Raw genomic sequence first — 26,349 nt, 5'->3', positions numbered from 1 at the left:
CATAATCTATTTTCTAAATTTCCACTGGCTATAAATCCCGAAACCGATAATCCAGATAGCTGATCCAATTGCTCCTACAAATGTAGACTCTTGTAAAAAGAGGGTTACAAAGACAAAGGCAAAGAAGAGCATGGTTAAAGGATTTAGGAAACGATAATGGGGCATGAGATAGCCATCTGCCATAAAGTCTGGTGACTTGCGGTATTTAAGGTGAGCCACCATAATCAAGATATAAATGGCGATATAGACACCTGATGATGATGCCGTAATCAAGGCAAAGGCATCCGAAACTCCTGGCAATACGTTGATAAAGGCTGCTAGGGCAATCAAAACCGCTGAAGCAATGATGGCATTTTGTGGCACGTTATGACGAGAAAGCGTATCTGCCTTAATAGCCTTTAAGAATGGATTTGGCGAATCATGGGCAATCTGGTACAAATGGCGACCTGTTGAATAGAGTGTTGAGTTAAGAGCAGATGCTGCTGACGTCAAGACGACAAAGTTAATCAAGGCCGCTGCCCACTTGATACCTGCCAATTCAAATACCGTAACAAAGGGAGAATCAGCCGATGCAAGTTCACGCCACGGAATGATAGCCATGATGGCTAAGAGGGCACCACCGTAGAAAAAGGCGATTCGCAAAGGAATTTCCTTAACGGCTTTTGGCAAGACCTGACGTGGATTTTTGGTTTCAGAAGTTGTTACCCCGATAAACTCAATCATGAGGTAAGCAAAGAAAACCATCTGAAAGGCCATGACAAAGTTCACTCCACCATTAGGGAAGAGGGAGAAATTGTCGGTGATATTGGCCAAACTTGCTACTCCATGAGGTGTCTTAAAGCCAGTCAAGACCATAAAGACTCCTGTGGCGATCATAGCTAAAATAGCCACAATCTTAACCATCGCAAACCAAAACTCAACTTCCCCAAAGAGCTTCACCGCAATCAGATTGACTAAGGCTAGAATGGTCAAAAATCCAATCTCAATCATCCAACTTGGCCAGCTAGGGAACCAAAACTGAACGTAGTGAGATATGGCTGTAATTTCCGCCATACCGATAAAAACAACGGATAGCCAGTAGGACCAAACTGAGAAATAACCCCAGCCCTTACCTAAATGGCGCGTGATAAAGTTGATAAAGGTATGTTGCTCAGGATCTTGATAAAGCATTTCCCCAACCGCACGCATCATGAGGAACATAAAGGCTCCAGTAATCATATAAATTAGTACAATGGAAGGACCTGTTAAGCTGATAGAGCGACCTGCTCCCAAAAAGAGTCCTGTTCCAATTGTTCCCGCAATGGCCATAACCTGCACGTGACGATTGGTCAGACCACGCTCCATCTTATTTTTTTTCTTCTTTGAACTCATATCGTCTCCAATTCAATTTAAAATGGAAAAAGGAGTGAGTGAAGCGCACTGCCTTCCCCACTCCTTTTTTCTGTTTTTAGGCTGTTTTTTCAACTTTCAAGATTTTTACATCATAACTACCAACAGGTGTTTCAATAGTTGCTGTGTCACCTGTTTTCTTACCAATCAAGGCTTGTCCAATTGGGCTTTCATTTGAAACCTTACCTGCAAAGGCATCCGCACCCGCTGAACCTACGATAATATAAACTTCTTCTTCGTCCTCACCAATTTCTTGGATAGTGACTGTTTTACCAATCGCTACTTCGTCTTGGGCGACTGAGTCGCTATTGACGATTTCAGCATAACGGATTTTTGTTTCCAAGCTAGAGATTTGTCCTTCGACAAAGGCTTGTTCATCCTTAGCCGCTTCGTATTCACTGTTTTCAGAAAGGTCACCGTATGAACGAGCAATCTTAATACGTTCTACCACTTCTGGACGGCGAACCAATTTCAATTCTTCTAATTCTTTTTCAAGTTTTTCCTTTTCCGCAAGGGTCATAGGATATGTTTTTTCTGCCATTTTTCTCAACTTTCCTTCGATAATATTGAATCTCTATCTGAGATTCTCATTTGTGTAGTCTTAGTTTGAACTACTATTTTGAGTAAGCTTGCTATTAACGTGTTCAGCAACATTCCGATCATGTTCTTCTTTATTGCTAGCATAGTAGACCTTACCATCTGTCACATCTGCAACAAAGTAAAGGTTTTCACTCTTAGTCTGATTGATACTTGACTCGATAGCATCCAAGCTTGGACTATCTACTGGACCAGGCATGAGGCCTAGATTTGTATAAACATTGTATGGTGAATTAATCGATGTATCAATTCCAGCATCGTCAGCAAGACTAATCTTCTGACCAAGTTTGCCTTGGGCATACAAGATGGCAATATTGCTTTGAAGTGGCATACCAAGATTCAAGCGGTTGTAGAATACACCTGCAATCAACTTACGATCGTCAGTCTTAGCTCCTTCTTTTTCTACAAGTGAAGCAATGGTCAGCAATTCATTGACCGTCAAATTCTTAGACTTAATCGTACTGTAATGAGGTGCTAAAGTCTTGTCCATAGCTGCCAACATCTCATCAATCAAGCTTTCAATAGTTGTACTTTCCTTGATAGAATATGTAGCTGGGAAGAGGAAACCTTCCAAACGATAACGAACGCCACTTTCCTTTGTAGGCAAGCTTTCAAGTAGACTCGGATATTTGGCAACTTCTTGACTGATAAAGCTATCATCTTGAACTTTTGCTAGGAAAGCATCCGATGTCAAAGGCTCTTTGAAGTCACCTTGCAATTGACCTACAGCTTGTGCCATTTGATCAATCGTATAACCTTCTGGAATTGTCAAAGTCGCAAGGACAGGTTCTTGAGCTTCAACTGTTCCACCTTTTTGTAGTTCGTGGATGATATCTTCTGTACTCATGCTCTTTTGCAAATTATAGTAACCTGATTTCAAATCAGCATAATTTTTGTACTTAGCATACAAGCTAAAAACTAGACCGTGTTTAATCAAGCCGGCATCTTCAAGTGTCTTACCGATTTCTTGAACATTAGAGCCTTCTGGGATTTGAACCGTTACATATTGCTTAGAATCAGCGTCAACAGGCTGTAAAGATGACTGAACATACTGATAACCGAAGTAACCACCTGCCGAAATCAAACCTAAGAAAATAAGTAGAGAAATGAAGAAGGCCTTAAATCCTGATTTTTTCTTCTTAGTAGGCTGAACTGTCTCACGACGGCTACGACGTGGAGTTGCAGGCATTTCTTCTACAACTTTCTTTTCCACTACTGGTTTTGAAGTAGGAACTTCTCTTTTTACCTCTCTCTGAGCTTCTGTCTTATAAGAAACAGCTACCCTCGTTGGGATTTCATTAAATTCCTTTTCTACTTTTCTAGGACTAACAGGTCCTGGAGTTGGTCTTGATACTCCCTCCGCTGATGGAGTAGAAGGTCCTTCTTGACTCGGATGACTAGGAGCAAGTGGAGCTTGTCTTACAGCCTCTTCTGCGGGAGAAGAAGGCACATCTTGACTTGGATGACTTGGAACACCAGGAGTTTCTCTTTGAATCTCATCTGCTGGAGAAGCTGGTACATCTTGGCTTGGGTGAGTAGGCACGGTAGGAGCTTTTCTCATAATCTCCTCTACAGCTGATAGAGAATCTTCCATTAGCTCTTCTATCGACTGGTCATTTTTAGAAGAAAGTTGGGGTTTTATTGAAGCTAAATTAACTTCCTCCTGATCTTCTTCATATTTTTTAACTCGTTCTAAATCTCGTAAAATCTGCTCTTTAAAGCTTAATTTTTCTTCTTCTCTTGACTTTTCACTCAAAAGTTTTTCCTCCTCGTTGACAATCCATAATATTATATCTTAAAAGTCTAGGAAAAGCAACCTATGATGCCTTGTCTTGCCTATTTTTTAGCTTCCCAGACCATATCATACCAACTTTCCCCTGCAAAGGTTGACTGGGACAAGCCTTCGTTGACAAATCCGTGTTTTTCGTAGTAGGCGATGAGATAGTCATGACAGGTTAGGTTAATGCCTTCTCTCTCATCTTCAAGAGCCAGTTCTTTCAAGGCTGTTAGCAATTTCTGACCCAGTCCGATGCCCTGTGCTTCCTTGGCAATAGACAGACAGGTCACAGAGATATAGCCACCAGGCTCATGACTATAGTCTTTTATGTCTTCTGTAAAAGACTGGTCTTGCAGATGGCGGTGTGGTCCAACTGGCCCTTCTATGTACCCCATGATTCTGCCTTCTTTTTCTGCAACCAGAAACGAGGTCTGAATTTCTCGCAAATGCACTTCAAAGACAGAAGGAGGAATAGCTTCTTCAACCGAGAAATTTTCTAGTTCAATCTCAACGATACGATCCAAATCTTCTAATCTTGCTTTCCTGATTTTCATTGTGCCTCCTCTAAAAGAGATTAAACCAAATCATACTAACACCCTGGCTAGCTGCATAAAGCGAATCTGTCTCTTCTACATCGATAAAACCGTTCATTTCAAAATAGGAAAGCAGATCATCAGGACTATTCAAACGAATAGCTTTGTAATCCAGCTCAACTGCCACATCTTTCAAAGCCGCAAGAAGAAGCGTTCCCAATCCCTGTCTCTGATGGTCAGTATCAATGACTAAAGAATATATTTCTAGACATTGCGGATTGTGTGGGTAAGGACCACCTAGAACATAGCCCAGAAGCTGATTTTCATCCCTAGCTAGAAGAAAGGTATCCGCACACTTACGGATACTTTCTTCTAAAATATGGGAAGGTTGCTGCTTTTCAGCTGGAAAAGATGAAGCCTGAAGTTCCTCTATCTCAGCCAAATCAGACTTACTTGCCTGAATGATCTTAATTGGAATTTCCATGAGAACTTCCTATTGAACATTACTTGTCAAATTAGACAAGAGACGTTCAAATGAATATTCATAGGTTTGGATATCTCCTGCTCCCATAAAGACATAGACAGCATTGTCATGGTCAAGGAGTGGAGAAACATTTTCAACAGTGATGACTTGGTGTTTTTTGTTGATTTTTTGGGCTAGGTCTTCTACCTTAACATCACCATGATCTACTTCACGAGCTGACCCATAAATTTGCGCTAGGTAAACAGCATCCGCTTGGTTCAAAGCGTGAGCAAATTCGTCCAACAAGGCGATGGTTCTTGTAAAAGTATGCGGTTGGAAGACTGCTACAATTTCCTTGCTTGGGTATTTCTGACGAGCCGCATCCAAGGTCGCAATAATTTCTGTTGGATGGTGGGCAAAGTCATCGATAATCACTGTGTCATTGACAATTTTCTCAGTGAAACGACGCTTAACACCGGCAAATGTTTTCAAGTGCTCACGCACCAAGTTCAAATCAAATCCTGCTGTGTAAAGAAGACCAATAACGGCTGTCGCATTCATGATATTGTGACGACCAAAGGTTGGGATGTGGAATTGACCCAATTCTTGTCCACGGAAGTGAACGGTGAAGGTTGAACCAGTTGTTGAACGAAGAAGCTCACTAGCTACAAAGTCATTACCTGCTGCTTCAAAACCATAATAATAAATTGGTGCATCAGACGTAATTTTACGCAATTCTGCATCTTCACCATAGACAAAAAGACCCTTGGTAATTTGTTTGGCATAGTCGTTAAAGGCATTGAAAACATCCTCGAGACTTGTGAAATAGTCTGGATGGTCAAAGTCAATGTTGGTAATAATAGAGTATTCTGGGTGGTAAGGCATAAAGTGGCGTTCATATTCGTCAGATTCAAAGACAAAATATTTGGCATTGGCCGAACCACGACCTGTCCCATCCCCGATCAAGAAGCTAGTGTCTGTGATGTGAGACAAGACATGAGACAACATACCTGTCGTTGAAGTTTTTCCATGCGCTCCAGCTACTCCCATGCTAACAAAGTCACGCATAAAGCTACCTAGAAATTCATGGTAACGTTTGTAGCTGATACCATTTTGGTCTGCATAGGCAATTTCGACGTTGTTATCTGGACGAAAGGCATTTCCAGCGATAATTTCCATATCACCGTCTAGGTTCTTTTCATCAAAAGGAAGAATAGTAATTCCTGCCTGCTCAAGACCACGTTGAGTAAAGTAGTACTTTTCAACATCTGATCCTTGAACCTTGTGCCCCATTTGGTGCAACATCAAGGCCAAGGCACTCATCCCTGATCCCTTAATTCCGATAAAATGATATGTCTTTGGCATGTTTTCTCCCCTATTCTGTAATTCTGGTCAGATTTAACTCTTGGGCAACCCGACGTTCTTGTTCTGTTTGTTTACTTTTTTTATTGTAGATTTGGCTCTTCTTTAGAAAATCATAGTTGTTTTTCTTTGGAGCAGGTGCTGACACTTCTTCATTCTTGGTAGGGATAGAATGAACTTCTTCCGCCAAGATATAATGAGACTGGGTCAATTTTTGGCTATATTTGACAAATTCACCAGGATTTTCCTTTTGGAAAGGAGCTGTCGGTTGGTTACCCTGTCTAAGAAGGCCTGATTTAGAATGACGTCTCGCACGGCTGAAATCCTGAGTTAGATAGTTAGCAGAGCGTTTCTTTTTCAAGTCTGCACGCGCTTCTTCACGCGCCACCTCTGCATAGCTCTTTCCTTCTTTTTTAACCCCTAAAGGAGCTTTTTTAAGTTTCTCGACTTGCTTTTCAATTGGTTTTACTGGTTTTTCTTCAGTAATAGGAGCCCATTCTAAATAATTTTTATCTCGATACTCACCCTTGATATTACTGATCAGATCAGACTCATCATACAAGTTCATGACTGGCATTTCAGTCAACATGACCTCGTCATCTGACACCAATGGAAATCGTTCTTGTTTCATTTTCTATTTCCTTTCAACACTTCATTATAGCGTATTGTCTTGATTTTTCAAGTGCTGGCTTCAGAAATTCCCAAAATTTCTCTAATTTCTGCTAGGGTCAGACTGCCACGTGACTCTGTGCCATCCAATACTTGTGACACCAGATGTTTCTTCTGTTCTTGGAGTTCCTGAATTTTTTCTTCAATGGTTCCCCTGGTCACTAAGCGATAAACCTCAACCGTTTCTTCCTGACCCATCCGATGGGCACGGCCAATGGCTTGCGCCTCCACCGCAGGATTCCACCAAAGGTCAACCAAAATAACCGTATCAGCACCTGTCAGATTTAGACCGACACCACCAGCCTTGAGGGAAATCAGAAAGGCATCTCTTTCCCCTTGGTTAAAGGCCTTGGTCATGTCTTGTCTTTCCTTGGCTGGGGTTGAACCCGTAATTTTAAAGGAAGCCAAGCCCAAGTCTGGCAATTCTTGTTCAATTTTCTCCAGCATTCCCTTGAACTGCGAGAAAATCAAGACACGGTGTCCGCCGTCTGCCACCTGTACCAGCAGGTCTCGGAGACTATCCAGTTTGCCACTGGCACCCTGATAATCTTCCATAAAGAGGGCAGGAGTGTCACAAATTTGACGCAAGCGCATCAGACCAGACAAGATTTCCACCCGACTTCGCTGGAATTCCTGGTCTGACACTTGAGCCAATCTATCTCTCATCTGTTGCAACTGGGCTAGATAGATAGCCTTTTGCTGGTCTTCCAGTTCATTCTTATAAACTACTTCGATTAAGTCTGGCAATTCAGTCAGCACTTCTTCTTTCTTGCGCCTCATAACGAAAGGCTTGATAAACTGAGCTACGCGCTCAGCTGGCAATTTCATAAATTCTTTCTTGCTTGGCAAGAGTCCTGGCATGACGATTTGGAAAATAGACCACAGCTCACCCAAATGGTTTTCAATAGGAGTTCCTGACAAGGCAAAGACTGACGGCACCACAAATTGTCTCAAGGTCTGGGCGATCTTAGTCTGGGCATTTTTCATAACCTGAGCTTCATCTAAGAAAAGGAAGTCAAAGGCCATCCCCTGATAAAGCTCACTGTCCTGACGGAAGGTAGCATAGCTCGTCACATAGATTTGATGGCTCTCAGCAAGAATCTCTTCACGACTAGCTTTCAAACCATGAACAACAGCCATATCTAACTGTGGGGCAAATTTTTGAAACTCATCTGCCCAGTTGTAAATCAAACCTGACGGTGCTAAAATCAAGACTCGACTTTCTTTTGTCACTTGACTGGTCAAAAAAGCAATGGTCTGGAGGGTTTTCCCCAATCCCATATCATCGGCCAAAATCCCACCAAAACCATAATGATAGAGCATTTGTAGCCAGCCGATTCCCTTTTCCTGATAATCTCGCAAATCAGCCTGAACCTGAGTTGCTTGTCTAGGGAAGTCCTCTGGATGCGTCAAATCATGAGCCAGATTCTGGAATTCTTGTGAAAAAGAAACACGGTCTCGCCCTTCAAAGAGATGAGCTAAACTGTAGGCCAAAGATTTTCGAGCCTGCAAGGCCCCATCTTTTAATTCAAATTGCCCCAATTCCTGTAGATTTTGGCGAATTTTCTTGGTTTCTTCATCGAAAAAGTAGACTTGATTAGACGAATCAATATAAAAATCTCGATTGGCAACCAAGGCCTGCATGGCTTGGTCAATTTCCTCTTGGGCGATATCTTGAAAATCAAACTGGATTTCCAAGAGACCTCCCTTGGAAGCAATCTGCACTTGAGGACTTGCTAGACTATAAAGTTCTTCGAGCTTTTCTGATAAGTCAACATACCCGAGTTTTTCAAAGACTGGAATGATTTCATGGAAGAAATGATAGACAGACTCTGCTTTTAAAGCCTGACGCCGAGATTGAAAATCTGCTTCAAAACCAGCTGCCAAACAGACTTGGAAAATTCTTTCTTCTAAGTCCGCGTCACTCGAAAAAGGTAATTCTTCTAGCTCTTGTCGGCTTGATACCTGCCTATCCCCATAATCAAACTGAATTTCTAAACGAATCCGATTATCTTCTTCCCTGTCAAAGTAAAAAGAGGGTGCAAAGGATTTGATTTGTAGACGTTCTGGAGCTGAAACAATCCCTATCTGGCTAAAAAGAGTTAGACCGGAAGCTAACTTATCTCGGTCACTACTATCGAATTGTAGGTATTTCTTTCCATGTTGATCCAAAGGCAGCGCTTTGATTTCCTTGAGAAGACGCATCTGCTGGTCTGTTAGAAAATAAACCTGACCTTTATGGAAAAGCACAGCTCCCTGATAAAAGACACTGACCCTTGGACTCTCACTGATTTCCATTTCAAAATAATCCGAGTATTCTGTTACTGTAAAGGCAAATAGATTAGCATCCGCATGCATATCCTGAAAAAGTAGAGTCTGGTAGCTATCCACTTGATGGTCAAATTGAAAATGGGGCAAGGCCATCAGTAGATTCACACCCTGCTCAAAAAAGGTCAGAGGAAAAAAGAGGTGCCGACCTTGGTTTTGGAAAAAAAGCTCTGGACTAAGTCCTTCCTCCATTAGTCCCCGTAAGAAAGTCAGAAGCTCTTGGCTTTCCTCATTAAAGGCTTCCCAAGATAGAGACTCCTCATAAGTTTTACCAATCATATAAGGTTTTCTCTTCTCGACAACTCTTAAAAAAAGCTGAATATCCCGAATGACGTAGTATTTTTGGCTATTGATTTGGCCGATTCTCAGCGTCCACAAGATATGATTGGTTCCTGCTTCCACCTGACCCACAGCTGACAACTCATAGGCTTGGTCTGATTTCGGAGACAAGATTCGATTCAAAAATTTGCCACCCAAGGTCACCTTTGTTTCAACGGCCTCTTTTTCCTCATGACCTTCTTCCAGACTCTGCAAGATTTCTTGACCACGCTCATCATTTTTCAAAAAATGCTCCAGCGCTGCCAAATGCACACAGTAGCCCCTCTTTTGGAAAAAATCGCAAGCACAAAAAACCAAATCATCCTCTAAACTATAGCGTAGTTCTTCTTCTGCAACGCGAGCGTAGAGCCGATTGTTCTTTTCCTTGATGATGTCAACCTTACCAGTTTCATAAAGGGCAACGCCTTCGATACGGACTTTCCCCGGAATCAATTTAGCCATATTTTTACCTTTACCTTATCTTTTTATTATACCATATTTTCACCTATGAAAATAGCCTTCTAAGAAGACTTTTCTCCTAGAAGGCTGGATTTTTAACGTTTGGAAAAAGTGCTAACGATACGCTGACAAACTTCTTGCAACAGAGATTTAGGCATGGCTACATTGAGGCGGGCATGGAGACTTCCTTCCTCACCAAAATCCAAACCACGGTTGAGGATAACCTTGGCTTCATTTCTCAAAAGCTCTTGTAATTTTTCATCAGTCAGGTCATAAGCTGAAAAATCAAGCCAAATCAAGTAGGTTCCTTGCGGCTTCATGACCTTGATTTTAGTCTCTTTTCCAAATAAATCCACCACATAATTGATGTGATATTCAAAGACTTGCTTGAGTTCCTCTAACCAATCCTTCCCATAGCGATAAGCAGCTTCTGTCGCCAAATAACCCAAACCTGAAATTTCGTGCTGATTATTAGCCAACTGACGTTTCTGGTAAGCCGCTCTCAACTTAGGATTTTCAATGACGGCATAGGAATTTTTTGTCCCAGCAATGTTAAAGGTTTTAGTGGCACTAGTCAAGACAATAGCAAATTCTTTAAAGTCAGGGTTGATGGTATTGAAAGAATGATGCTTGTGACCAAAGAGGGCCAAATCTTGGTGAATCTCATCTGAAACCAACAAAACACCATGTTTTTGGCAGAGCTGGCCAATCTTTTCCAACATTTCCTTTTCCCACACACGTCCACCAGGATTGTGAGGGTTGCAGAGGATATAGAGTTTGACATCCTCTTCTACCAGATCCTTCTCCAGTTGGACAAAGTCAATCTCAAACAGACCATCCTTTTCCAGCAAAGAATTGGTAATCAATCTGCGGTTATTCAACTTGACACTGCGAGCAAAAGGTGGGTATACAGGTGTGTTAATCAGAACCGCCTCGCCTTCTTTTGTAAAGGCTTGAATAGCTGTTGAGATGGCTGGTACCACACCCTCGATAAAGACAAGGGCCTCTTTGTCAAAGTGATAGCCGTGTTGTGTGGCTTCCCACTTTTGAACTTCCTTAATTAACTCTTCACTGGCATAGGTATAGCCATAAACCAGTTGGTCTGCGTAAGTCTGCACAGCTTGGCGGATTTCAGGCAAAACAACAAAGTCCATGTCTGCTATCCAAGCTGGTAGGACTTCGCTATCCGTTTCAGCCTCTTTCCATTTATAAGTATGATGCCCTAAACGATTGGGCAGGCTTGTAAAATCATATTTTCCCATCTTTGTCTTATCCTTCTAATGCTTGGTGTAAATCTGCAATCAAATCTCTAGCATCCTCAATCCCAATTGACAAGCGCAAGAGGTCATCTGTCAAACCATAAGAATGGCGCACTTCTGCTGGAATATCAGCGTGAGTTTGTGTCGTTGGATAAGTGATCAGACTCTCCACTCCACCCAAACTTTCCGCAAAAGAGAAGACCTTGAGGCTGTTCAAAATATGAGGAATGCGTGTTTCATCCGCTACTTTAAAGGAAATCATCCCCCCACGACCCGTATAGAGAACTTCCTTAACTGCTGGAGAATCTTTCAAAAAGGCAACCACTTCTTGGGCGTTAGCTGTTGAGCGCTCCATACGAAGAGACAAGGTCTTGAGACCACGAATCAATTGATAACTGTCAAATGGAGACAAGACTGCCCCTGTCGTATTGAGATTGTAAAAAAGCTTCTCGTATAGTTCTAAACTATTGGTCACAACCACTCCAGCCAAGACATCATTGTGCCCTGCCAGATACTTGGTTGCTGAATGGAGAACGATATCTGCTCCATCTTCAATCGGACGTTGGTAGATAGGGCTGTAGAAGGTATTGTCCACCACTACTTTGGCACCCTTAGCATGAGCCAATTTTGCTAGTTTTTCGATATCAAATTCCAACATCAAAGGGTTGGTTGGAGTTTCGATATAGAGAACATCCACGTCCTTCTCCAACTCGGCAATCAACTCTTCTTCTGTATTGGCATAGGTAAAATGGAAACGGCCTTCCTGTTCCACTTGGTTGAACCAGCGGAAAGAACCACCATAAAGGTCACGGACAGCCAAGACCTTACTACCTACTGGAAAAACGCTAAAGGCCAGTACAATAGCTGACATCCCTGAGCTAGTCGCTAGGGCATAGTCTGCGGACTCAATAGCCGCCAAGACTTCTTCAGCCTTACTACGAGTTGGGTTTTTGGTGCGCGTATAGTCAAATCCAGTAGATTGACCAAACTCTGGATGCTGATAAGTCGTTGAAAAATGAAGCGGTGTCACCAAAGCTCCTGTCGCTTCATCTGACTTAATACCCGCCTGGGCCAAAATTGTGTTAATGTGTAATTCCTTGCTCATACAATACCTCCAAATCTATAGTAACTATTGTACCACTTATTTTCATCAACTCATTTTCTTCTTTTTAAGAGCTAGTTATAGTTTTAAACTATAGACTTATACTCTTCGAAAATCTCTTCAAACCACGTCAGCGTCGCCTTACCGTAGGTATATGTTACTGACTTCGTCAGTTCTATCTGCAACCTCAAAACAGTGTTTTGAGCTGACTTCGTCAGTCTTATCTACAACCTCAAAACAGTGTTTTGAGCAGCTTGCGGCTAGCTTCCTAGTTTGCTCTTTGATTTTCATTGAGTATTAACTAGTAAAGCTAAAAAGAATCCAGAAAAGCTTCCAGATTCTTTTGTGAAAATGATTGCTAGGGTTTACTTATACTGAAAGAAATCCTGTTGGGCTAAATAGTCATAATGATCTTTGTTAAATTGATATTGGCCCACATGCTGACTAATCTGACCGACATCCACGGAAAAAATATAGGTTTCATTTTGATAATGCCAATTAAGTCTAACTGTATTCAAGACTGTCTTATAAGTAAAATCTTGAACTTGATTCCAAGGCATCTCTACGACGTGATTAGAATGATTCTCAGTTACATCACTGATGTCCATCAAGTAGATTCCCTTAGGTGTGAAGGCCAGAATCTTAGGCTTCACACTTGACTGAACATAGTAACTTCCTCCTATAACGAAAAAATCAATAAAAGATTTCAGCAATGTCTTTTTCTTGAAAGCCATCAGAAAATTCTTTTGCCCTTCAATGTGGCAAGTTGAAAGAAATGATGCAATCTGTTTTTCTGTTGCAAACTCCATAATAGCACCCATGATGTTACCTCCATAAAAATTACTAAATAGCCAGTTAAGAATTCTTCACTTAAAGAAGAACTTATCAATTATTGCGTTTTATCTTACTTTTCCAGCAGATGGCATCCCTCCTATAAAATCATCCTAGCAAGTGCATACTTTAGTTAACACTGGAAGAGGATTTTAAAAATAGCTTCTCACGTTTTTGTTATATTCATTATAACATACATCTAATAAACAATCTAAAAAATGTAATACTCTTCGAAAATCAAATTCAAACCACGTCAGCTTCGCCTTGCCGTACTCAAGTACAGCCTGCAGCTAGCTTCCTAGTTTGCTCTTTGATTTTCATTGAGTATATGCACTTTTCTTCCAAATTTGCCATCATTCTATTAAAAAACGACAGTTTCCTTCGAAACCATCGTTTTTCTTGAAAAATCCTTATTTGACATGTTTTGCCAATTCTTCTTGGGCTTTTTTATTAGATTCTTCTTTTTCTTTCAACCATTTTTCTTTGGCTTTTTCATATTCGTCTTTTGTGACTGTCTTATCTTGTAATTTGAGGTATTTATAAGATTCAACCCCTTTATTACCAGCCAATGAATATGGTGTTGAGAAAGGAACAATTTTTCTCAATGTTGGTGTTCCGCCTAGTGAAACATTTGGAATTGCTAGAGAGCTATCTACTAACCAAGCTTGGGCATCTGCATATTTTTCATAACGTTTAGCTGGATCTTGCTCCTTATTAGCTTCTTCCAACATTTGAGTGTAGACATCCAGTCCAACAGCCTTGGCTTTATCATTGGCTTCACCAGGCTCTATACCTAGATTTTGCATCAAACCACCAGAATTAACGTTAAAGACGTCAAGATAGGTTGAAGGATCTTGATAGTCTGGACTCCAACCACCGTTGTAAAGATCATAATCCTTCTGAGCTGCAGTTTGAGCAAGATAACCTGAACTTTCATAGTCCTCTGTAGAAAGTTGATGAACATCAATCACAACATTATCTGCACCTAAGACAGATTCTATTGATTGCTTCATGGAATTGATTCCTTGAATTTCTGCCTTATTTGTCAAATCTACAGTTTTATCTAAGTGGATAGGGAATTGAACTCCTTTAGCTTGGAGTTCTTTCTTAGCCTCTGCAAATTTAGCCTTGGCTTTTTCAGCATTGTAGTATGGATCTTGGGCATCCGCAAAGTTGATTCCTTGCCATTCTTTACCATAATTCACCATCTTAGAGGCTACTACTTCACCAAAGTCTTTTCCGTTGATACTTACGAAGTTTGGAGGAACAACCAAGTTACGCAAAATCTTAGTTGCACCATCTTCTCCCTGAGATTGAGCCCCGTAGGCTGTACGGTCATAGGCAAAATTAATGGCTTGGCGGAAGTTTTTGTTAAGAACCGCTTCTTGAGTCGATTTCTTCTCAGCATCACTTGTCTTGGAAGTGAATTTATAAGATTTTCTATCTAGGTTAAAGTTTAAGAAGTAAGAAGTAGCATCTTGCATGCTATAGATGATATTGTCCTTATTCTTCTCCTTAATTCCTTCAAAGCTTGCACTATTTGGATAAAGGCGAGCATAACTATAAGCCCCCTCCACGAAGTTACGAGCCAGTGCATCCTGGTCACTACCATCATAATAGGCCAATTTCACATCATCTACAAAAACATTTTTAGCATCCCAGTAACTAGGATTTTTCTTGAATTCGATAACTGATTTTGAAACAAAGGATTTCATCAAGAAAGGTCCATTGTACAAAATGCTAGATGGGTCTACCTTCCCAAAATCATCCCCTTTTGATTTCAAGAAATCTGCGTTGACTGGGAAGAGAATGGTTGAAGTTGTTTTTGAGTTCCAATAAGATTCTGGTCGTGTCAATGTATATTGAACGGTTTGGTCATCAAGGGCCTTGACTCCGACAGTTGAAAAGTCTGTTGTTTTCCCGTTGATATAGTCATCCAAACCTGCAACGGATTCTTGCACTAAGTACAAGGCTTCTGATTTTTTATCAGCCGCATATTTCAAACCTGTCACAAAATCTTGGGCAGTTACAGGAGCATATTCTTCCCCATCTGAAGTATACCACTTAATATCCTTACGAAGTTTGTAGGTATAGGTCAAACCGTCCTTAGAAACACTCCAATCCTCTGCCAAGGATGGAACATAGTTCCCGTATTGGTCATTTTCCATGAGACCATCTACCAGATTGGTCACAATATCATTTGTTGTTGCACGGTTTTCTGCTAGATAGTTCAAACTAGATGGATCGCTTAAGTAAACATAGTTATAGGTTTTTGACGCTGTGCTAGAATTTCCACAGGCACTTAACAAAATACCTGCACTTAACACGACACCTGCAAGCGTTGCATACTTGGCCTTAGACTTTTTCATATCCAGAACCTCCTGATTTAAATATTTGTTTTATTATACAAACTAACTACTTTTCAGTCAAGTGTTTTTTGACATAAAATTCAATTACTTTCGTTATTTATTCTCTGTTTTACATTTTATATCCAATTCTAACAATAAAAAATGAATAAGAGAGTGTTTTGATTTTTAAAAAACTCAACTTATTCATTTTATTTATAAATTATTTTTTAAGAAATTTTTAATTTTGCTCGCAGGCGATCTGCTTGGGCTTTTCCAATCACCTTATCTAACAAACGAGTACGGAGACTCATGACTCCGTATACTCCTCCACCCATGGCACCGACAAGAGCTACATAAAGGAAGCTCCACAAACGTCCACTTGGTTGGAATACAAATCCTAAAATCCACTGCAATGTCCCAACTACAAGAAACATGAAAAGAGTTAACAAACTGATTAAAATGGTTCGCTTCAAAATCACCTTGCGCTTAACACCTGTTACCTTGCAAATGTCCCGATACATCAAAACATTAGGAATAATAAGACCAATTGTTGTAGAAATCAAAGGACCATAACTGTGAAAGAGAGCAATGGTTGGAAGTTGCAAGACCAGCTTGGCAATGGAACCATAGATAAAATAGAGAACTGCCTTGCGGTTGCGGAACATGGCTTGAAGCATTGGAGACAAAACCATGTACAATCCTAAAATAGTAGACTGTAAAACTGCAAAGACAAACAAGCCCATAGCCAAACTATCTGGCTTGCCATAAAAGACTGTATAAAGAGGTTCTCCTACCATGATCACTCCAACCGTTGCTGGTAGCAAGAATAGGAAAAGCATGGTAATGCTGTCCTGAACGAGACGAGAAGCTGCCTTCAAGTCCCCCTTGACATAGTTTTCAGTCAAAAGTGGCAAACCGACACCCCCAATTGAAACCCCTACAGAAATCAAAATCATAGTGATTTTATTAGGATTGGCAGAGAAATAAGAAAACATGACAACCAAGTCTTCATTACTATAGTTGGTAAACCAACTCATACTATTGATAAAGGTCATCTGATCCAGAATCTGAAACAGCTGAATAGCCGAACCAGTCAAGATAAAAGGAATAGCTTCCTTAATCGTATCAACCAAAAGACGCTTGCTGTTAATCTTATCCCCTGTTTCAAAGACTCTTTTGAGTAAACCTTCTTGAGCAAGGAAATAGACCAAAACTGCAAAACTGGCTACCATGCCGACAAAGGCCGCAAAGGTCGATTGGGTAACGGCTGCTAGGTAATCTCCTGAACCGAGCTTCATAATGATAAATGTTGCTAGAAGCATCCAGATAACACGAATGACCTGCTCAGCGATTTGGCTCATGGCATAAGGTTTGAGGTTATTCATCCCTTGGAAAAATCCTCGGATAACACTCATAGATGGGAAAATCAAGACTCCCCAAGCCAAGCTTTGCATGATCGGTATCAAGTCTTTGCCCACGCCAGATAAGTCTGCTAGCCAAGGAGCAAAGACATACAAGACTAAAGCAAAAACGAGGCCAAGTCCTGTCATAAAGCCTAAAAAGCTCCGAATCAGGGCAAAGCTATGCTCCTCTTCTCGCATGGTATTATACTTGGCAACTTGCTTGGCCACCGCAACTGGAATCCCTGCTGTTGAAACCAGCAAGAACCAAGCATAGATATTGTAACCCATGGTAAAGAGACCATTTGCCGTAGCCGCATAAGACCCCATCCAGATGTACCATGGAATAATATAAATAGCCCCGAGTAGGCGACTAATAAAGTTACTAGCCGTTAACCAAGCAGTCCCCCGTAACATCTGGGCCTGCTGGTGATTGTTTTCGTGCGACATAGATTCCTCATTCAATTTTGATAACTAGGAAAAACTCCTTATCTTCCATTATAAACTTTTCCTTGTTACTTGTAAATTTGCGACTTTCGGTTTACAATAGAAAGTATGATTAAGATTGAAACCGTATTAGATATTTTAAAGAAAGATGGTCTCTTCCGTGAGATTATCGACCAAGGACACTATCACTACAACTACAGCCATGTCATCTTTGACACCATCTGCTATGACAGCCGAAAAGTAAAAGAAGACACTCTTTTTTTTGCAAAAGGCGCTGCCTTTAAAAAAGAATACCTTCTTTCTGCTATAACACAAGGCTTAGCTTGGTATGTAGCTGAAAAGGACTACGAAGTCGGTATCCCTGCCATTATCGTGAACGACATTAAGAAAGCCATGAGTTTGATTGCTATGGAATTTTATGGCAATCCACAGGAAAAACTCAAACTCCTTGCCTTTACTGGTACTAAGGGTAAGACAACAGCAGCCTACTTCGCCTACAACATCTTATCTCAAGGGCACCGACCTGCTATGCTCTCGACTATGAATACAACTTTAGATGGCAAGACTTTCTTTAAGTCAGCATTGACAACCCCTGAAAGTATTGACCTCTTTGATATGATGAATCAGGCTGTGCAAAATGACCGTACCCACCTCATCATGGAAGTATCCAGTCAAGCCTATCTGGTCAAACGTGTCTATGGTTTAACCTTTGATGTGGGAGTTTTCCTCAATATCAGCCCAGACCATATCGGCCCGATTGAACACCCTAGCTTTGAAGACTACTTCTACCACAAGCGTCTCTTGATGGAAAATAGCCGAGCAGTCATCATTAACAGTGACATGGACCACTTCTCAGTCTTGAAAGAACAGGTGGAAGATCAAGACCATGATTTCTATGGTAGCCAGTCAAGTAATCAAATCGAGAATTCCAAAGCCTTTAGCTTTTCAGCTACGGGTAAACTTGCTGGAGACTATGATATCCAACTCATTGGTCACTTCAACCAAGAAAATGCCGTTGCTGCTGGACTTGCTTGCCTCCGTCTCGGAGCAAGTCTTGAGGACATCAAAAAAGGAATCGCTGCAACCCGTGTTCCTGGTCGTATGGAAGTCCTCACTCAGAAAAACGGAGCCAAGGTTTTCATCGACTACGCCCACAATGGTGACAGTCTGAAAAAACTAATCAATGTTGTAGAAACTCATCAAACTGGAAAGATTGCTCTGGTCTTAGGTTCGACAGGGAATAAGGGAGAAAGCCGTCGTAAGGACTTTGGCCTCCTCCTCAATCAACACCCTGAGATTCAAGTCTTTCTGACTGCTGATGACCCCAACTACGAAGACCCAATGGCCATTGCAGATGAAATCAGTAGCTACATCAATCATACTGTTGAAAAAATTGCGGATCGCCAAGAAGCCATCAAGGCAGCTATGGCTATCACAAATCACGAATTAGATGCAGTTATTATTGCTGGTAAGGGAGCAGATTGCTACCAAATCGTCCAAGGAAAAAAAGAAGCCTATCCTGGAGATGCAGCCGTCGCAGAACATTATTTATAAGATAGTAAAAAAATCAAGGGAAATGAAACCCTTGATTTTTTCTATTGTTATTTAAAAGCGTTTTTCAAACCTTCAACGGCACCTTCTACAGCACCTTTAGCGTCTTCAACTACTTCTTTTGCCTTAGCAACTGTCTTTTCTACAGCACCTTCTGCTTCAGTCTTACCATCCCCAGTAACTTTACCAAATCCTTCTTTGATAGCGCCTGTTGCTTGTTCCAATTTGTTTTCAAGTGACATATGATTGTCTCCTTTAATTTTATTCCGATATATGTTACCGGTTACATATAGTTTATACCGGATACTAAGGAAAGTCAAACAATGTGCTCAGAAACAAAAAATCAGGCCAAATAGAAAGTTAATCTTTCCTTATCAAAATCGACGGCCAACTCATACTTTCCATCTTCATTTTGAACAATATAGCCTAGAATGACTAAACTGTCCACAAAGATATCACGGCGCTTCTGCATCAGTTGGTCTTTTTTGAGAAATTTCAACAAAAAAGTCGTCATATATTTGAGAGCATACTCAGGATTAACATCTCCTAAAATGTCATAGAGTTCCTGCTGTTTTTCTGTCAAAGGATACTGATGTTTGACCTTGTAGAAATAATTAGACAGGGTCATTTTTAATCTCGCAAAGTCTGTCTTTTCAACTAAAATAGCTGCATTGGTTTGATTTCGTAATTCCGTTTCAAAACTCTGCTCTAACAAGGCTTGATAGATCGGACTAGCTTCGCTGACAAAAATCTCTTGATCCAGTTCGAGACTATCGAGTGATTCAAGCATAGGAAGATTAAGGTAATAACGCTTATTTTCTCGTAGAATCAAACCTGCCTTTATATACTCTTCCATGAGTTTATCAACTGCAACATCTGGAAATTGAGCCTTAATTTCTCGCAAAATAACATCCTCATGCTGGTCCAGATAGCGGATCAATTCTCTAAAAAATGGCTGTCTCGTCAAACGAGATGGATTAAAAATCTGAATCATGAAGATTCCTTTCTTTACTTTTTAACAGAGGCGATGCTGCCAATTGACTGGGATTGGTCCCGGGCTGGTTCAAAGGAACAGACAGACCTAATTCTCTGTAATACTCTCTCCAAAAATCACTAACCTCCTGCTCCCCATCCCCAAATTTCATAGGTATGGTCTCAAAAATCGGTAGGATTTCTGCCATGTACTGGGAACAGTAAAAACCAGCTCCATCTGGATAGAAAGAAGCATTGTAGGATGCTCCTAGATGTGTGCAAGCCTTTTCCTTCACAGACTGGATATCCATTTCTGGGTAAACATAGAGGTCGTACAAGTGATTGGACTCAAAGAAATCTGCTGGTTCTTGACAGAAAACACTCGCCTTTCCACTAGCATGGTAAATCATCCCATCCAAATAAATCGCAACATGGTTATAGTTGCCTGTGGAAGTCTGGATGGCCTGACCCATATCCGACTCATCTCTCACAAAAATCAAATCGCCATTTTCTAACATGCTTCACTCCTAGAAAAAAAGGAGCCGAAACTCCTTTCGATATAAGGCAAACTAGCCTGTTCTAATTTGAATTAACACTCAAAATATTAAGCATTGAAGCTTTCAGTCAATTGAGGTACCACTTGTTTCTTACGTGAAACTGCACCAGCAAGGAAGGCATGATTGTTTTCAAGTTTGAAGTTGAAGGCTGCTTCAACCTTGCCCATATTGGCACCAAGAGCCAAGATTTCTGAGTTTGAGTTGACGATATCTGTAATCATCAAGACAAAGTCAGAGTAGCCGTTTGCTTCGTTGGCAGTTTGCATTGCAGCTTCAATTTCTGCTTGGCGTTCCAATACTTCAGCTATGTCCACTGTGTTTACTTGAGCAACACGGACATTATTTCCGTTCAATTCAAAAGTTTTAGCATCGATGTCAATCAATTCGTCAGCAGATTTGCTAGCCAAGTTTGTACCAGCTTTCAACATAGCCAAACCATACTCTTCCAAGTTTACACCAGCCAATTCAGCCAATTCAGGAGCAATAATCTTATCTGTTGGGTGTGTTGTTGGTGATTTCAAAAGAAGGGTATCTGAAATCAAACCTGAAAGCATCAAACCAGCAATCTCTTTAGGTACAGCTACACCATGTTCTTTGAACATACGGTAAACGATTGAAGACGCTGAACCAACTGGCTCCAAACGCATGTAGAGTGGGCTTGCAGTTTCAAAGTTAGCCACACGGTGGTGGTCCACAACACCATAAACTTCTACTTCAGCGATATCTGATACAGATTGTTGGAATTCATTGTGGTCAGTCAGGATAACTTGCTCTGCACCCTCTGCTTTAGCAGAAGTGATAACACGCGGTGCTTCTACACCAAAATAGTTCAAGACAAAGGCTGTTTCTTCATTTGGAGTTCCAAGGGCAACAGCTTCCGTATCCAAACCATAAGCTTCTTTTGCAAGGTAGGCAAAGGCTACAGATGACCCGATGGCATCTGAGTCTGGATTTTGGTGACCAAATACTAGAATCTTAGACATGATAATACCTCATTTTGTTTATTCTCTTTATTGTAGCATTTTTTTCGCTTTTTGACAAAAGTAAGAGGAGTCAAATGGCTCCTCACTACTCTTCAAAATAACTGATACTCTTCGAAAATCAAATTTAAACCACGTCAGCTTCGCCTTGCCGTACTCAAGTACTGCCTACGGCTAGCTTCCTAGTTTTCTCTTTGATTTTCATTGAGTATGAGTAAATTTCTATCTTGATTTTCAGATAAAAATCTTTCCTTCTGTGGCCTCTTCTTACGCTTGAGAAGGGCTTCAGCCGACATGGCTTCTTCCTTACTGGCAAAACCTTGAGCATAGATGAGTTTGACTGGCAAGCGTGCTCGTGTGTATTTGGCTCCCTTCCCACTATTGTGGACAGCAAGGCGTCTTCTCACATCAGTCGTATAGCCTGTATAGTAAGATCCATCACGGCACTCCAGCACGTACATATAAGCCTTATGATCCATAATAAATCTCTTCAAGTTCAGGCGTATAAGAGCCATCATCATTGTGAACAATGAGAGGTGGTAATACCTTAAAACCGCTTGTTGAACCATCCTTGATAGCCTCAATCAAAAGCATATTGGCTTCCTTTTCTCTTTTTGGATAAACAAACTGCAGGCGCTTAGGAGCTAGATTATGCCGTTGTAAGCTGTCCAAGATATCTAAAAGTCGATCAGGACGATGAACCATGGCCAAGCGTCCATTGGATTTGAGAATACTCTGGGCACTACGACAGATTTCCTGCAAATTGGTCGTGATTTCATGTCGCGCCAAGAGATAATGTTCACTCTCGTTCAGATTGGAATGAGGATCTACCTTGAAATAGGGCGGATTACACAAAATCATATCCACCTTACTTCCCTGGATGTAAGCAGGCATATTTTTCAAATCATCACAGATGACCTCCATCTGCTCTTCTAAACCATTCAAACGGACAGAGCGTTCAGCCATATCCGCCAAACGCTCCTGAATCTCAACAGCCAAAATCTGTGCCTGAGTCCGAGTGCTAGCAAATAGCCCTACCGCTCCATTTCCAGCGCAAAAATCCACTATCAAGCCCTTCTTAGGAAAACGTGGAAAACGTGACAAGAGAACACTATCCACCGAATAGCTAAAAACCTCTCTATTTTGAATGATTTTAATATCTGTCGAAAAGAGCTGGTTAATGCGCTCTCCTGATTTTAATAATTGTTCTTCTTCCATGGTCCTATTATAGCAAATTTATATTAACATTACAAAAGATAGAAATTTCTAACTAGTGCTTCTGATTCTTCAAATGTTGAAGGGCTTCCTTGGTCCAAATTGGCATCATTCGTTTGAGAGGAGCAAAACCGTAGTTAAAACGGTCGCTTGAAAAGCGTCTCCGTCTCGGAAACTGGTGCTTTTCTTCCTCCAAAGTGCGGATAGAAAGACTAGCTTTCCCTGTAAATTCATCTAAATCCACTACTTGAACTTGAACCTCTTCATCGACTTTCAAGGCTTCTTGGATATTTTCAATAAAGCCTGTCCTAATCTCTGAAATGTGAATCAGCCCCGTATCACCCGTCTCTAGCTCAACAAAGGCTCCGTAGGGCTGAATCCCTGTAATACGGCCCTTTAGCTTATCACCGATTTTCATCTTAGTCCTCGATTTCAATTGTTTCAATCACAACATCTTCAACTGGCTTGTCCATAGCTCCTGTCTCAACAGCAGCAATGGCATCCAAGACAGCGTAAGAAGCTTCATCAGCTAGCTGACCAAATACAGTGTGACGGCGGTCTAGGTGAGGGGTTCCACCTTGGTTGGCATAGATTTCCGCAATCGGTTCTGGCCAACCACCACGAGCAATTTCTTTTTTAGAATAAGGCAGGTGTTGATTTTGCACGATAAAGAACTGGCTGCCGTTGGTATTTGGACCAGCATTGGCCATGGAAAGAGCACCACGGATATTGTAAAGTTCTTCTGAGAATTCATCCTCAAATGATTCGCCGTAGATTGACTCGCCACCCATACCAGTTCCAGTTGGGTCTCCACCTTGAATCATAAAGTCCTTGATAATACGATGGAAAATGACACCATCATAGTAGCCATCTTTTGAAAGAGCTATAAAGTTAGCCACTGTTTTAGGAGCATGTTCAGGGAAGAGCTTAATACGCAAGTCTCCGTGATTGGTCTTAATAGTCGCGATAGGACCTTCTACTGTTTCAATGTCTACTTGTGGAAAATGCAATTCTTTTTCTACCATACCAAATCCTTCTAAGGCATCAAAAATGCCATCTTCTTCTAATGTTTTTGTAATATAATCTGCTTTTTCTTTGATGTTATCATGAGAAATTCCCATTGCAACGCTGATTCCAGCATAATCAAAGAGTTCCAAGTCGTTGAGTCCATCTCCAAAAACCATGACGTTCTCTGGTTTCAATCCTAGGTGTTCCACAACCTTTTCCACACCCGTCGCTTTGGAGCCTGAAATCGGCACAATATCAGACGAATGTTGATGCCAACGAACCATGCGAAGTTTGTCTGAGAGACTATCAGGCAAGTGCAAGTCATCTCCCTTATCTTCAAAAGTCCACATCTGATAGATATCTTCTTTTTCATGAAAATCAGGATCTACATCTAAATCAGGGTAAATTGGATTGATCGCTTCACTCATCATATCGGTGCGAGTCGACAACTTGGCATCATGACTCCCAACCAAACCATACTCAATTCCCTCTTGCTTGGCCCAAGAGATATACTCCTCAACATCTGACTTCTCAATCTGATGCTGATAAATGACCTGACATTTTTTATCTTCGATATAAGCCCCATTCAAAGTTACAAAAAAGTCAGGCTTGAGCTCACGAATCTCCGGAACGACACCAAAAATCCCTCGTCCAGAAGCAATACCTGTCAAAATTCCTTTCTCACGTAATTGCTTAAAAACAGTTGGGATTGAAGCTGGAATAAAACCTGTCTTTGAATTCCGCAATGTATCATCAATATCAAAAAAGACAATCTTGATTTTCTTTGCCTTATATCTTAATTTGGCATCCATCTCACTACCTCTTTCAATCTAACTCTTTCCATTATACCATAAAGTAGCTAAATACCACATCCCCAATAAAATCCTTGTCTCCTATCCGAATTCCTTTACTAGATACAAAACCAAATCATCATTATTTTGGCTAGTTGCATTCATTTCCAAGGGTTGATTTCGATACCAGACACCTGTCCCATCTGGAATATAGCCTCGTTTGATATACAATCTCTGGGCAGGGCCATAGCCTAAGTGCAAACCTACACCAAGAGTGACCTTACTCGAAACAAACTTGACTCGTTTTTCTGCTCCTTCTAGCAGTTGATTCCCAATCCCTTGATTTCGAAAAGGCTCAAACACATTAAAATCTGATAATTCTGGATAGACTTCTGCAAAAGGACCATGTTTAGCAGAGGGCAAAATGGTAACGTAGCCCGCTACAACACCATCAATCTCTGCAACTAAGACTTCTCTCTCCCCACTTTCCTGTTCCAGAAAATATCTAGCCAAAATTTCCTCTCTACCAGGCCAACCTTGATTGATAAATCCATTAGATAAGGATTCAATATCAGACTTAATCATATTTCTAATCGTACAATTCATCTTTGACTTACCCACCTTTACTCTTTTTATTACCATTATAGCACGCCAAGGTCAGAAAAAAACTATCTCGTGAAAAAGAGGGCCACTAGACCCCAACTCGCTCTCTCATTTCAAGGCTCGTGAAAAAAGACCCAACCGAGTCTCAATTCGCTTTCTTGTTTCCAAGCTCATGAAAAAGAGGTCCACTGGACCCCAACTCGCTCTCTCATTTCAAGGCTCGTGAAAAAAAGACCCAACCGGGTCTTAATTCGCTTTCTTGTTTTCAAGCTCATGAAAAAGAGGTCCACTGGACCCCTTTTTTAATCTTCGTTTACGAAAGGCATCAAAGCCATTACGCGAGCGCGTTTGATAGCTGTTGTTACTTTACGTTGGTTTTTAGCTGAAGTTCCTGTTACACGACGAGGAAGGATTTTCCCACGTTCTGAAACGAAACGGCTAAGAAGCTCAGTATCTTTGTAATCAACATATTCAATTTTGTTTGCTGCGATGTAATCAACTTTTTTACGGCGTTTGAATCCGCCACGACGTTGTTGAGCCATGTTTTTTCTCCTTTATAATTTTAGTTGTCCATTAAAATGGTAAATCATCATCTGAAATATCCAATGGATTTGTTGCTCCAAATGGATTTTCATCACGTGAAAAGTCTGGTACTGAATTTGTAGGCGCTGAATAGTTTGAACTTGGTGCAGAGTAAGCTCCACCTGTATGACCCTCACGCACACTACGGCTTTCCAACATTTGGAAATTCTCAGCCACGACCTCTGTCACGTAGACACGTTGTCCTTGCTGGTTATCGTAACTACGAGTCTGGATACGACCTGTCACCCCGATAAGTGAGCCTTTTTTAGCCCAATTAGCAAGGTTTTCAGCCTGTTGGCGCCACATAACGACGTTGATAAAATCAGCCTCACGTTCGCCATTTTGACTCTTAAATGTACGGTTTACTGCAAGAGTAAAAGTCGCAACTGCTACATTTGATGGGGTATAACGCAACTCAGCGTCACGTGTCATACGCCCTACAAGTACAACATTGTTAATCATAGTTTACCTTCTTACGCGTCAGTTTTGACGATCATGTGACGAAGAATGTCAGCGTTGATTTTTGAAAGACGATCAAACTCTTTAAGAGCTGCATCGTCGTTTGCTTCAACGTTAACGATGTGGTAAAGTCCTTCACGGAAATCTTTGATTTCGTATGCAAGACGACGTTTTTCCCAAGATTTTGATTCAACAACAGTTGCACCGTTGTCAGTCAAAATAGAGTCAAAACGTGCTACCAAAGCGTTTTTAGCTTCTTCTTCAATGTTTGGACGAATGATATAAAGAATTTCGTATTTAGCCATTGATATGTTCCTCCTTTTGGTCTAATGACCCCAAGACTTTGCAA

27 protein-coding genes are annotated in these 26,349 nt (G+C 41.0%); 1 reads left to right on the top strand and 26 read right to left on the bottom strand.

The window, feature by feature from the left end; genetic code table 11:
- Positions 1–6 precede the first annotated feature (6 nt).
- The 14 genes from CYK18_RS00860 to CYK18_RS00790 all read right to left on the bottom strand — a co-directional run bounded on the left by CYK18_RS00860 (position 7) and on the right by CYK18_RS00790 (position 17,285).
- On the bottom strand, positions 7–1,371 hold the full coding sequence (locus CYK18_RS00860; protein ID WP_180947989.1) for an amino acid permease: 1,365 nt from the start codon (positions 1,369–1,371) through the stop codon (positions 7–9).
- 76 nt (positions 1,372–1,447) lie between these two features.
- Positions 1,448–1,930 (bottom strand): transcription elongation factor GreA, encoded by a 483-nt coding sequence (gene greA, locus CYK18_RS00855; protein ID WP_000818750.1) that lies wholly within the window; start codon positions 1,928–1,930, stop codon positions 1,448–1,450.
- Positions 1,931–1,990: 60 nt separating this feature from the next.
- Positions 1,991–3,580: an endolytic transglycosylase MltG gene (gene mltG, locus CYK18_RS00850; RefSeq protein ID WP_374702258.1), complete on the bottom strand. Its 1,590-nt coding sequence runs from the start codon at positions 3,578–3,580 to the stop codon at positions 1,991–1,993.
- 242 nt (positions 3,581–3,822) lie between these two features.
- Positions 3,823–4,317 carry a GNAT family N-acetyltransferase gene (locus CYK18_RS00845; RefSeq protein WP_101784558.1) on the bottom strand — a complete coding sequence of 165 codons (495 nt, stop codon included), beginning with the start codon at positions 4,315–4,317 and terminating at the stop codon, positions 3,823–3,825.
- A 10-nt stretch (positions 4,318–4,327) separates the two neighbouring features.
- Complete coding sequence (locus tag CYK18_RS00840; protein ID WP_101784556.1) at positions 4,328–4,780, bottom strand: GNAT family N-acetyltransferase; 453 nt, start codon at positions 4,778–4,780, stop codon at positions 4,328–4,330.
- Positions 4,781–4,789: 9 nt separating this feature from the next.
- A complete protein-coding gene (gene murC / locus CYK18_RS00835) occupies positions 4,790–6,124 on the bottom strand; it encodes a UDP-N-acetylmuramate--L-alanine ligase (protein WP_101784554.1) in 1,335 nt (444 codons plus the stop codon).
- A gap of 10 nt (positions 6,125–6,134) precedes the next feature.
- Positions 6,135–6,752: a divisome accessory protein ZapJ gene (locus CYK18_RS00830; protein ID WP_101784552.1), complete on the bottom strand. Its 618-nt coding sequence runs from the start codon at positions 6,750–6,752 to the stop codon at positions 6,135–6,137.
- A gap of 47 nt (positions 6,753–6,799) precedes the next feature.
- Positions 6,800–9,898: a pilus expression-regulating Snf2 family helicase gene (locus CYK18_RS00825; RefSeq protein ID WP_101784550.1), complete on the bottom strand. Its 3,099-nt coding sequence runs from the start codon at positions 9,896–9,898 to the stop codon at positions 6,800–6,802.
- Between the two features lie 92 nt (positions 9,899–9,990).
- Positions 9,991–11,157: a MalY/PatB family protein gene (locus CYK18_RS00820; RefSeq protein WP_101784548.1), complete on the bottom strand. Its 1,167-nt coding sequence runs from the start codon at positions 11,155–11,157 to the stop codon at positions 9,991–9,993.
- A gap of 7 nt (positions 11,158–11,164) precedes the next feature.
- Positions 11,165–12,259, bottom strand: coding sequence for a cystathionine gamma-synthase (locus CYK18_RS00815; RefSeq protein WP_101784546.1), 1,095 nt, complete (start codon positions 12,257–12,259; stop codon positions 11,165–11,167).
- A 138-nt stretch (positions 12,260–12,397) separates the two neighbouring features.
- Positions 12,398–12,547 carry a hypothetical protein gene (locus tag CYK18_RS10975; protein WP_257958555.1) on the bottom strand — a complete coding sequence of 50 codons (150 nt, stop codon included), beginning with the start codon at positions 12,545–12,547 and terminating at the stop codon, positions 12,398–12,400.
- A gap of 74 nt (positions 12,548–12,621) precedes the next feature.
- Positions 12,622–13,077 carry a hypothetical protein gene (locus tag CYK18_RS00805; protein ID WP_101784544.1) on the bottom strand — a complete coding sequence of 152 codons (456 nt, stop codon included), beginning with the start codon at positions 13,075–13,077 and terminating at the stop codon, positions 12,622–12,624.
- A gap of 420 nt (positions 13,078–13,497) precedes the next feature.
- Entirely contained in the window at positions 13,498–15,456 is a 1,959-nt protein-coding gene (locus CYK18_RS00795; RefSeq protein WP_101784542.1) for a peptide ABC transporter substrate-binding protein, read from the bottom strand.
- 206 nt (positions 15,457–15,662) lie between these two features.
- Positions 15,663–17,285 carry a putative polysaccharide biosynthesis protein gene (locus tag CYK18_RS00790; RefSeq protein ID WP_101784540.1) on the bottom strand — a complete coding sequence of 541 codons (1,623 nt, stop codon included), beginning with the start codon at positions 17,283–17,285 and terminating at the stop codon, positions 15,663–15,665.
- Positions 17,286–17,390: 105 nt separating this feature from the next.
- On the opposite strand from CYK18_RS00790, the gene CYK18_RS00785 reads away from it, so the two are divergent.
- On the top strand, positions 17,391–18,836 hold the full coding sequence (locus CYK18_RS00785) for a UDP-N-acetylmuramoyl-L-alanyl-D-glutamate--L-lysine ligase (RefSeq protein WP_101784538.1): 1,446 nt from the start codon (positions 17,391–17,393) through the stop codon (positions 18,834–18,836).
- Between the two features lie 47 nt (positions 18,837–18,883).
- On the opposite strand, the gene CYK18_RS00780 is transcribed toward CYK18_RS00785, so the two are convergent.
- From CYK18_RS00780 to rpsF, 12 genes are all read right to left on the bottom strand, one after another.
- Positions 18,884–19,075: a CsbD family protein gene (locus tag CYK18_RS00780; RefSeq protein WP_000051182.1), complete on the bottom strand. Its 192-nt coding sequence runs from the start codon at positions 19,073–19,075 to the stop codon at positions 18,884–18,886.
- 101 nt (positions 19,076–19,176) lie between these two features.
- Positions 19,177–19,827, bottom strand: coding sequence for a DUF1803 domain-containing protein (locus tag CYK18_RS00775; protein WP_101784536.1), 651 nt, complete (start codon positions 19,825–19,827; stop codon positions 19,177–19,179).
- Complete coding sequence (locus CYK18_RS00770) at positions 19,811–20,323, bottom strand: YiiX/YebB-like N1pC/P60 family cysteine hydrolase (protein ID WP_101784534.1); 513 nt, start codon at positions 20,321–20,323, stop codon at positions 19,811–19,813. The genes CYK18_RS00775 and CYK18_RS00770 overlap by 17 nt, the downstream gene beginning before the upstream one ends.
- 86 nt (positions 20,324–20,409) lie before the next feature.
- The gene (locus CYK18_RS00765; RefSeq protein WP_101784532.1) at positions 20,410–21,345 is read right to left on the bottom strand and encodes a manganese-dependent inorganic pyrophosphatase; all 936 of its coding nucleotides are present in this window, start codon (positions 21,343–21,345) and stop codon (positions 20,410–20,412) included.
- Positions 21,346–21,524: 179 nt separating this feature from the next.
- On the bottom strand, positions 21,525–21,821 hold the full coding sequence (locus CYK18_RS00760) for a GIY-YIG nuclease family protein (RefSeq protein ID WP_101784530.1): 297 nt from the start codon (positions 21,819–21,821) through the stop codon (positions 21,525–21,527).
- Positions 21,811–22,560, bottom strand: coding sequence for a tRNA1(Val) (adenine(37)-N6)-methyltransferase (locus tag CYK18_RS00755; RefSeq protein WP_000390769.1), 750 nt, complete (start codon positions 22,558–22,560; stop codon positions 21,811–21,813). Before CYK18_RS00755 ends, CYK18_RS00760 begins: the two co-directional genes overlap by 11 nt.
- Positions 22,561–22,612: 52 nt before the next feature.
- Positions 22,613–22,975: a S1 RNA-binding domain-containing protein gene (locus tag CYK18_RS00750; RefSeq protein ID WP_000689605.1), complete on the bottom strand. Its 363-nt coding sequence runs from the start codon at positions 22,973–22,975 to the stop codon at positions 22,613–22,615.
- 1 nt (position 22,976) lies between these two features.
- On the bottom strand, positions 22,977–24,377 hold the full coding sequence (locus CYK18_RS00745) for a bifunctional Cof-type HAD-IIB family hydrolase/peptidylprolyl isomerase (protein WP_101784528.1): 1,401 nt from the start codon (positions 24,375–24,377) through the stop codon (positions 22,977–22,979).
- Between the two features lie 81 nt (positions 24,378–24,458).
- Entirely contained in the window at positions 24,459–24,962 is a 504-nt protein-coding gene (locus tag CYK18_RS00740; RefSeq protein ID WP_101784526.1) for a GNAT family N-acetyltransferase, read from the bottom strand.
- A 299-nt stretch (positions 24,963–25,261) separates the two neighbouring features.
- A complete protein-coding gene (gene rpsR / locus CYK18_RS00735) occupies positions 25,262–25,501 on the bottom strand; it encodes a 30S ribosomal protein S18 (RefSeq protein WP_000068664.1) in 240 nt (79 codons plus the stop codon).
- Positions 25,502–25,532: 31 nt separating this feature from the next.
- The gene (gene ssbA, locus CYK18_RS00730; protein WP_000609602.1) at positions 25,533–26,003 is read right to left on the bottom strand and encodes a single-stranded DNA-binding protein SsbA; all 471 of its coding nucleotides are present in this window, start codon (positions 26,001–26,003) and stop codon (positions 25,533–25,535) included.
- An 11-nt stretch (positions 26,004–26,014) separates the two neighbouring features.
- On the bottom strand, positions 26,015–26,305 hold the full coding sequence (gene rpsF, locus CYK18_RS00725) for a 30S ribosomal protein S6 (protein ID WP_001151778.1): 291 nt from the start codon (positions 26,303–26,305) through the stop codon (positions 26,015–26,017).
- Positions 26,306–26,349 lie beyond the last annotated feature (44 nt).

Origin of the sequence: Streptococcus mitis, assembly GCF_002860865.1 — a bacterium.
Classification (GTDB): Bacteria; Bacillota; Bacilli; order Lactobacillales; family Streptococcaceae; genus Streptococcus; species Streptococcus mitis_AT.
This window is presented reverse-complemented; position numbering and strand designations above follow the sequence as displayed.

Coding starts and splice junctions, on each gene's coding strand:
- CYK18_RS00860 (WP_180947989.1), bottom strand. CDS start 1,371: ATGAGTTCAAAGAAGAAAAAAAATAAGATGGAGCGTGGTCTGACCAAT.
- greA (WP_000818750.1), bottom strand. CDS start 1,930: ATGGCAGAAAAAACATATCCTATGACCCTTGCGGAAAAGGAAAAACTT.
- mltG (WP_374702258.1), bottom strand. CDS start 3,580: ATGGAAGATTCTCTATCAGCTGTAGAGGAGATTATGAGAAAAGCTCCT.
- CYK18_RS00845 (WP_101784558.1), bottom strand. CDS start 4,317: ATGAAAATCAGGAAAGCAAGATTAGAAGATTTGGATCGTATCGTTGAG.
- CYK18_RS00840 (WP_101784556.1), bottom strand. CDS start 4,780: ATGGAAATTCCAATTAAGATCATTCAGGCAAGTAAGTCTGATTTGGCT.
- murC (WP_101784554.1), bottom strand. CDS start 6,124: ATGCCAAAGACATATCATTTTATCGGAATTAAGGGATCAGGGATGAGT.
- CYK18_RS00830 (WP_101784552.1), bottom strand. CDS start 6,752: ATGAAACAAGAACGATTTCCATTGGTGTCAGATGACGAGGTCATGTTG.
- CYK18_RS00825 (WP_101784550.1), bottom strand. CDS start 9,898: ATGGCTAAATTGATTCCGGGGAAAGTCCGTATCGAAGGCGTTGCCCTT.
- CYK18_RS00820 (WP_101784548.1), bottom strand. CDS start 11,157: ATGGGAAAATATGATTTTACAAGCCTGCCCAATCGTTTAGGGCATCAT.
- CYK18_RS00815 (WP_101784546.1), bottom strand. CDS start 12,259: ATGAGCAAGGAATTACACATTAACACAATTTTGGCCCAGGCGGGTATT.
- CYK18_RS10975 (WP_257958555.1), bottom strand. CDS start 12,547: ATGAAAATCAAAGAGCAAACTAGGAAGCTAGCCGCAAGCTGCTCAAAA.
- CYK18_RS00805 (WP_101784544.1), bottom strand. CDS start 13,077: ATGGGTGCTATTATGGAGTTTGCAACAGAAAAACAGATTGCATCATTT.
- CYK18_RS00795 (WP_101784542.1), bottom strand. CDS start 15,456: ATGAAAAAGTCTAAGGCCAAGTATGCAACGCTTGCAGGTGTCGTGTTA.
- CYK18_RS00790 (WP_101784540.1), bottom strand. CDS start 17,285: ATGTCGCACGAAAACAATCACCAGCAGGCCCAGATGTTACGGGGGACT.
- CYK18_RS00785 (WP_101784538.1), top strand. CDS start 17,391: ATGATTAAGATTGAAACCGTATTAGATATTTTAAAGAAAGATGGTCTC.
- CYK18_RS00780 (WP_000051182.1), bottom strand. CDS start 19,075: ATGTCACTTGAAAACAAATTGGAACAAGCAACAGGCGCTATCAAAGAA.
- CYK18_RS00775 (WP_101784536.1), bottom strand. CDS start 19,827: ATGATTCAGATTTTTAATCCATCTCGTTTGACGAGACAGCCATTTTTT.
- CYK18_RS00770 (WP_101784534.1), bottom strand. CDS start 20,323: ATGTTAGAAAATGGCGATTTGATTTTTGTGAGAGATGAGTCGGATATG.
- CYK18_RS00765 (WP_101784532.1), bottom strand. CDS start 21,345: ATGTCTAAGATTCTAGTATTTGGTCACCAAAATCCAGACTCAGATGCC.
- CYK18_RS00760 (WP_101784530.1), bottom strand. CDS start 21,821: ATGGATCATAAGGCTTATATGTACGTGCTGGAGTGCCGTGATGGATCT.
- CYK18_RS00755 (WP_000390769.1), bottom strand. CDS start 22,560: ATGGAAGAAGAACAATTATTAAAATCAGGAGAGCGCATTAACCAGCTC.
- CYK18_RS00750 (WP_000689605.1), bottom strand. CDS start 22,975: ATGAAAATCGGTGATAAGCTAAAGGGCCGTATTACAGGGATTCAGCCC.
- CYK18_RS00745 (WP_101784528.1), bottom strand. CDS start 24,377: ATGGATGCCAAATTAAGATATAAGGCAAAGAAAATCAAGATTGTCTTT.
- CYK18_RS00740 (WP_101784526.1), bottom strand. CDS start 24,962: ATGAATTGTACGATTAGAAATATGATTAAGTCTGATATTGAATCCTTA.
- rpsR (WP_000068664.1), bottom strand. CDS start 25,501: ATGGCTCAACAACGTCGTGGCGGATTCAAACGCCGTAAAAAAGTTGAT.
- ssbA (WP_000609602.1), bottom strand. CDS start 26,003: ATGATTAACAATGTTGTACTTGTAGGGCGTATGACACGTGACGCTGAG.
- rpsF (WP_001151778.1), bottom strand. CDS start 26,305: ATGGCTAAATACGAAATTCTTTATATCATTCGTCCAAACATTGAAGAA.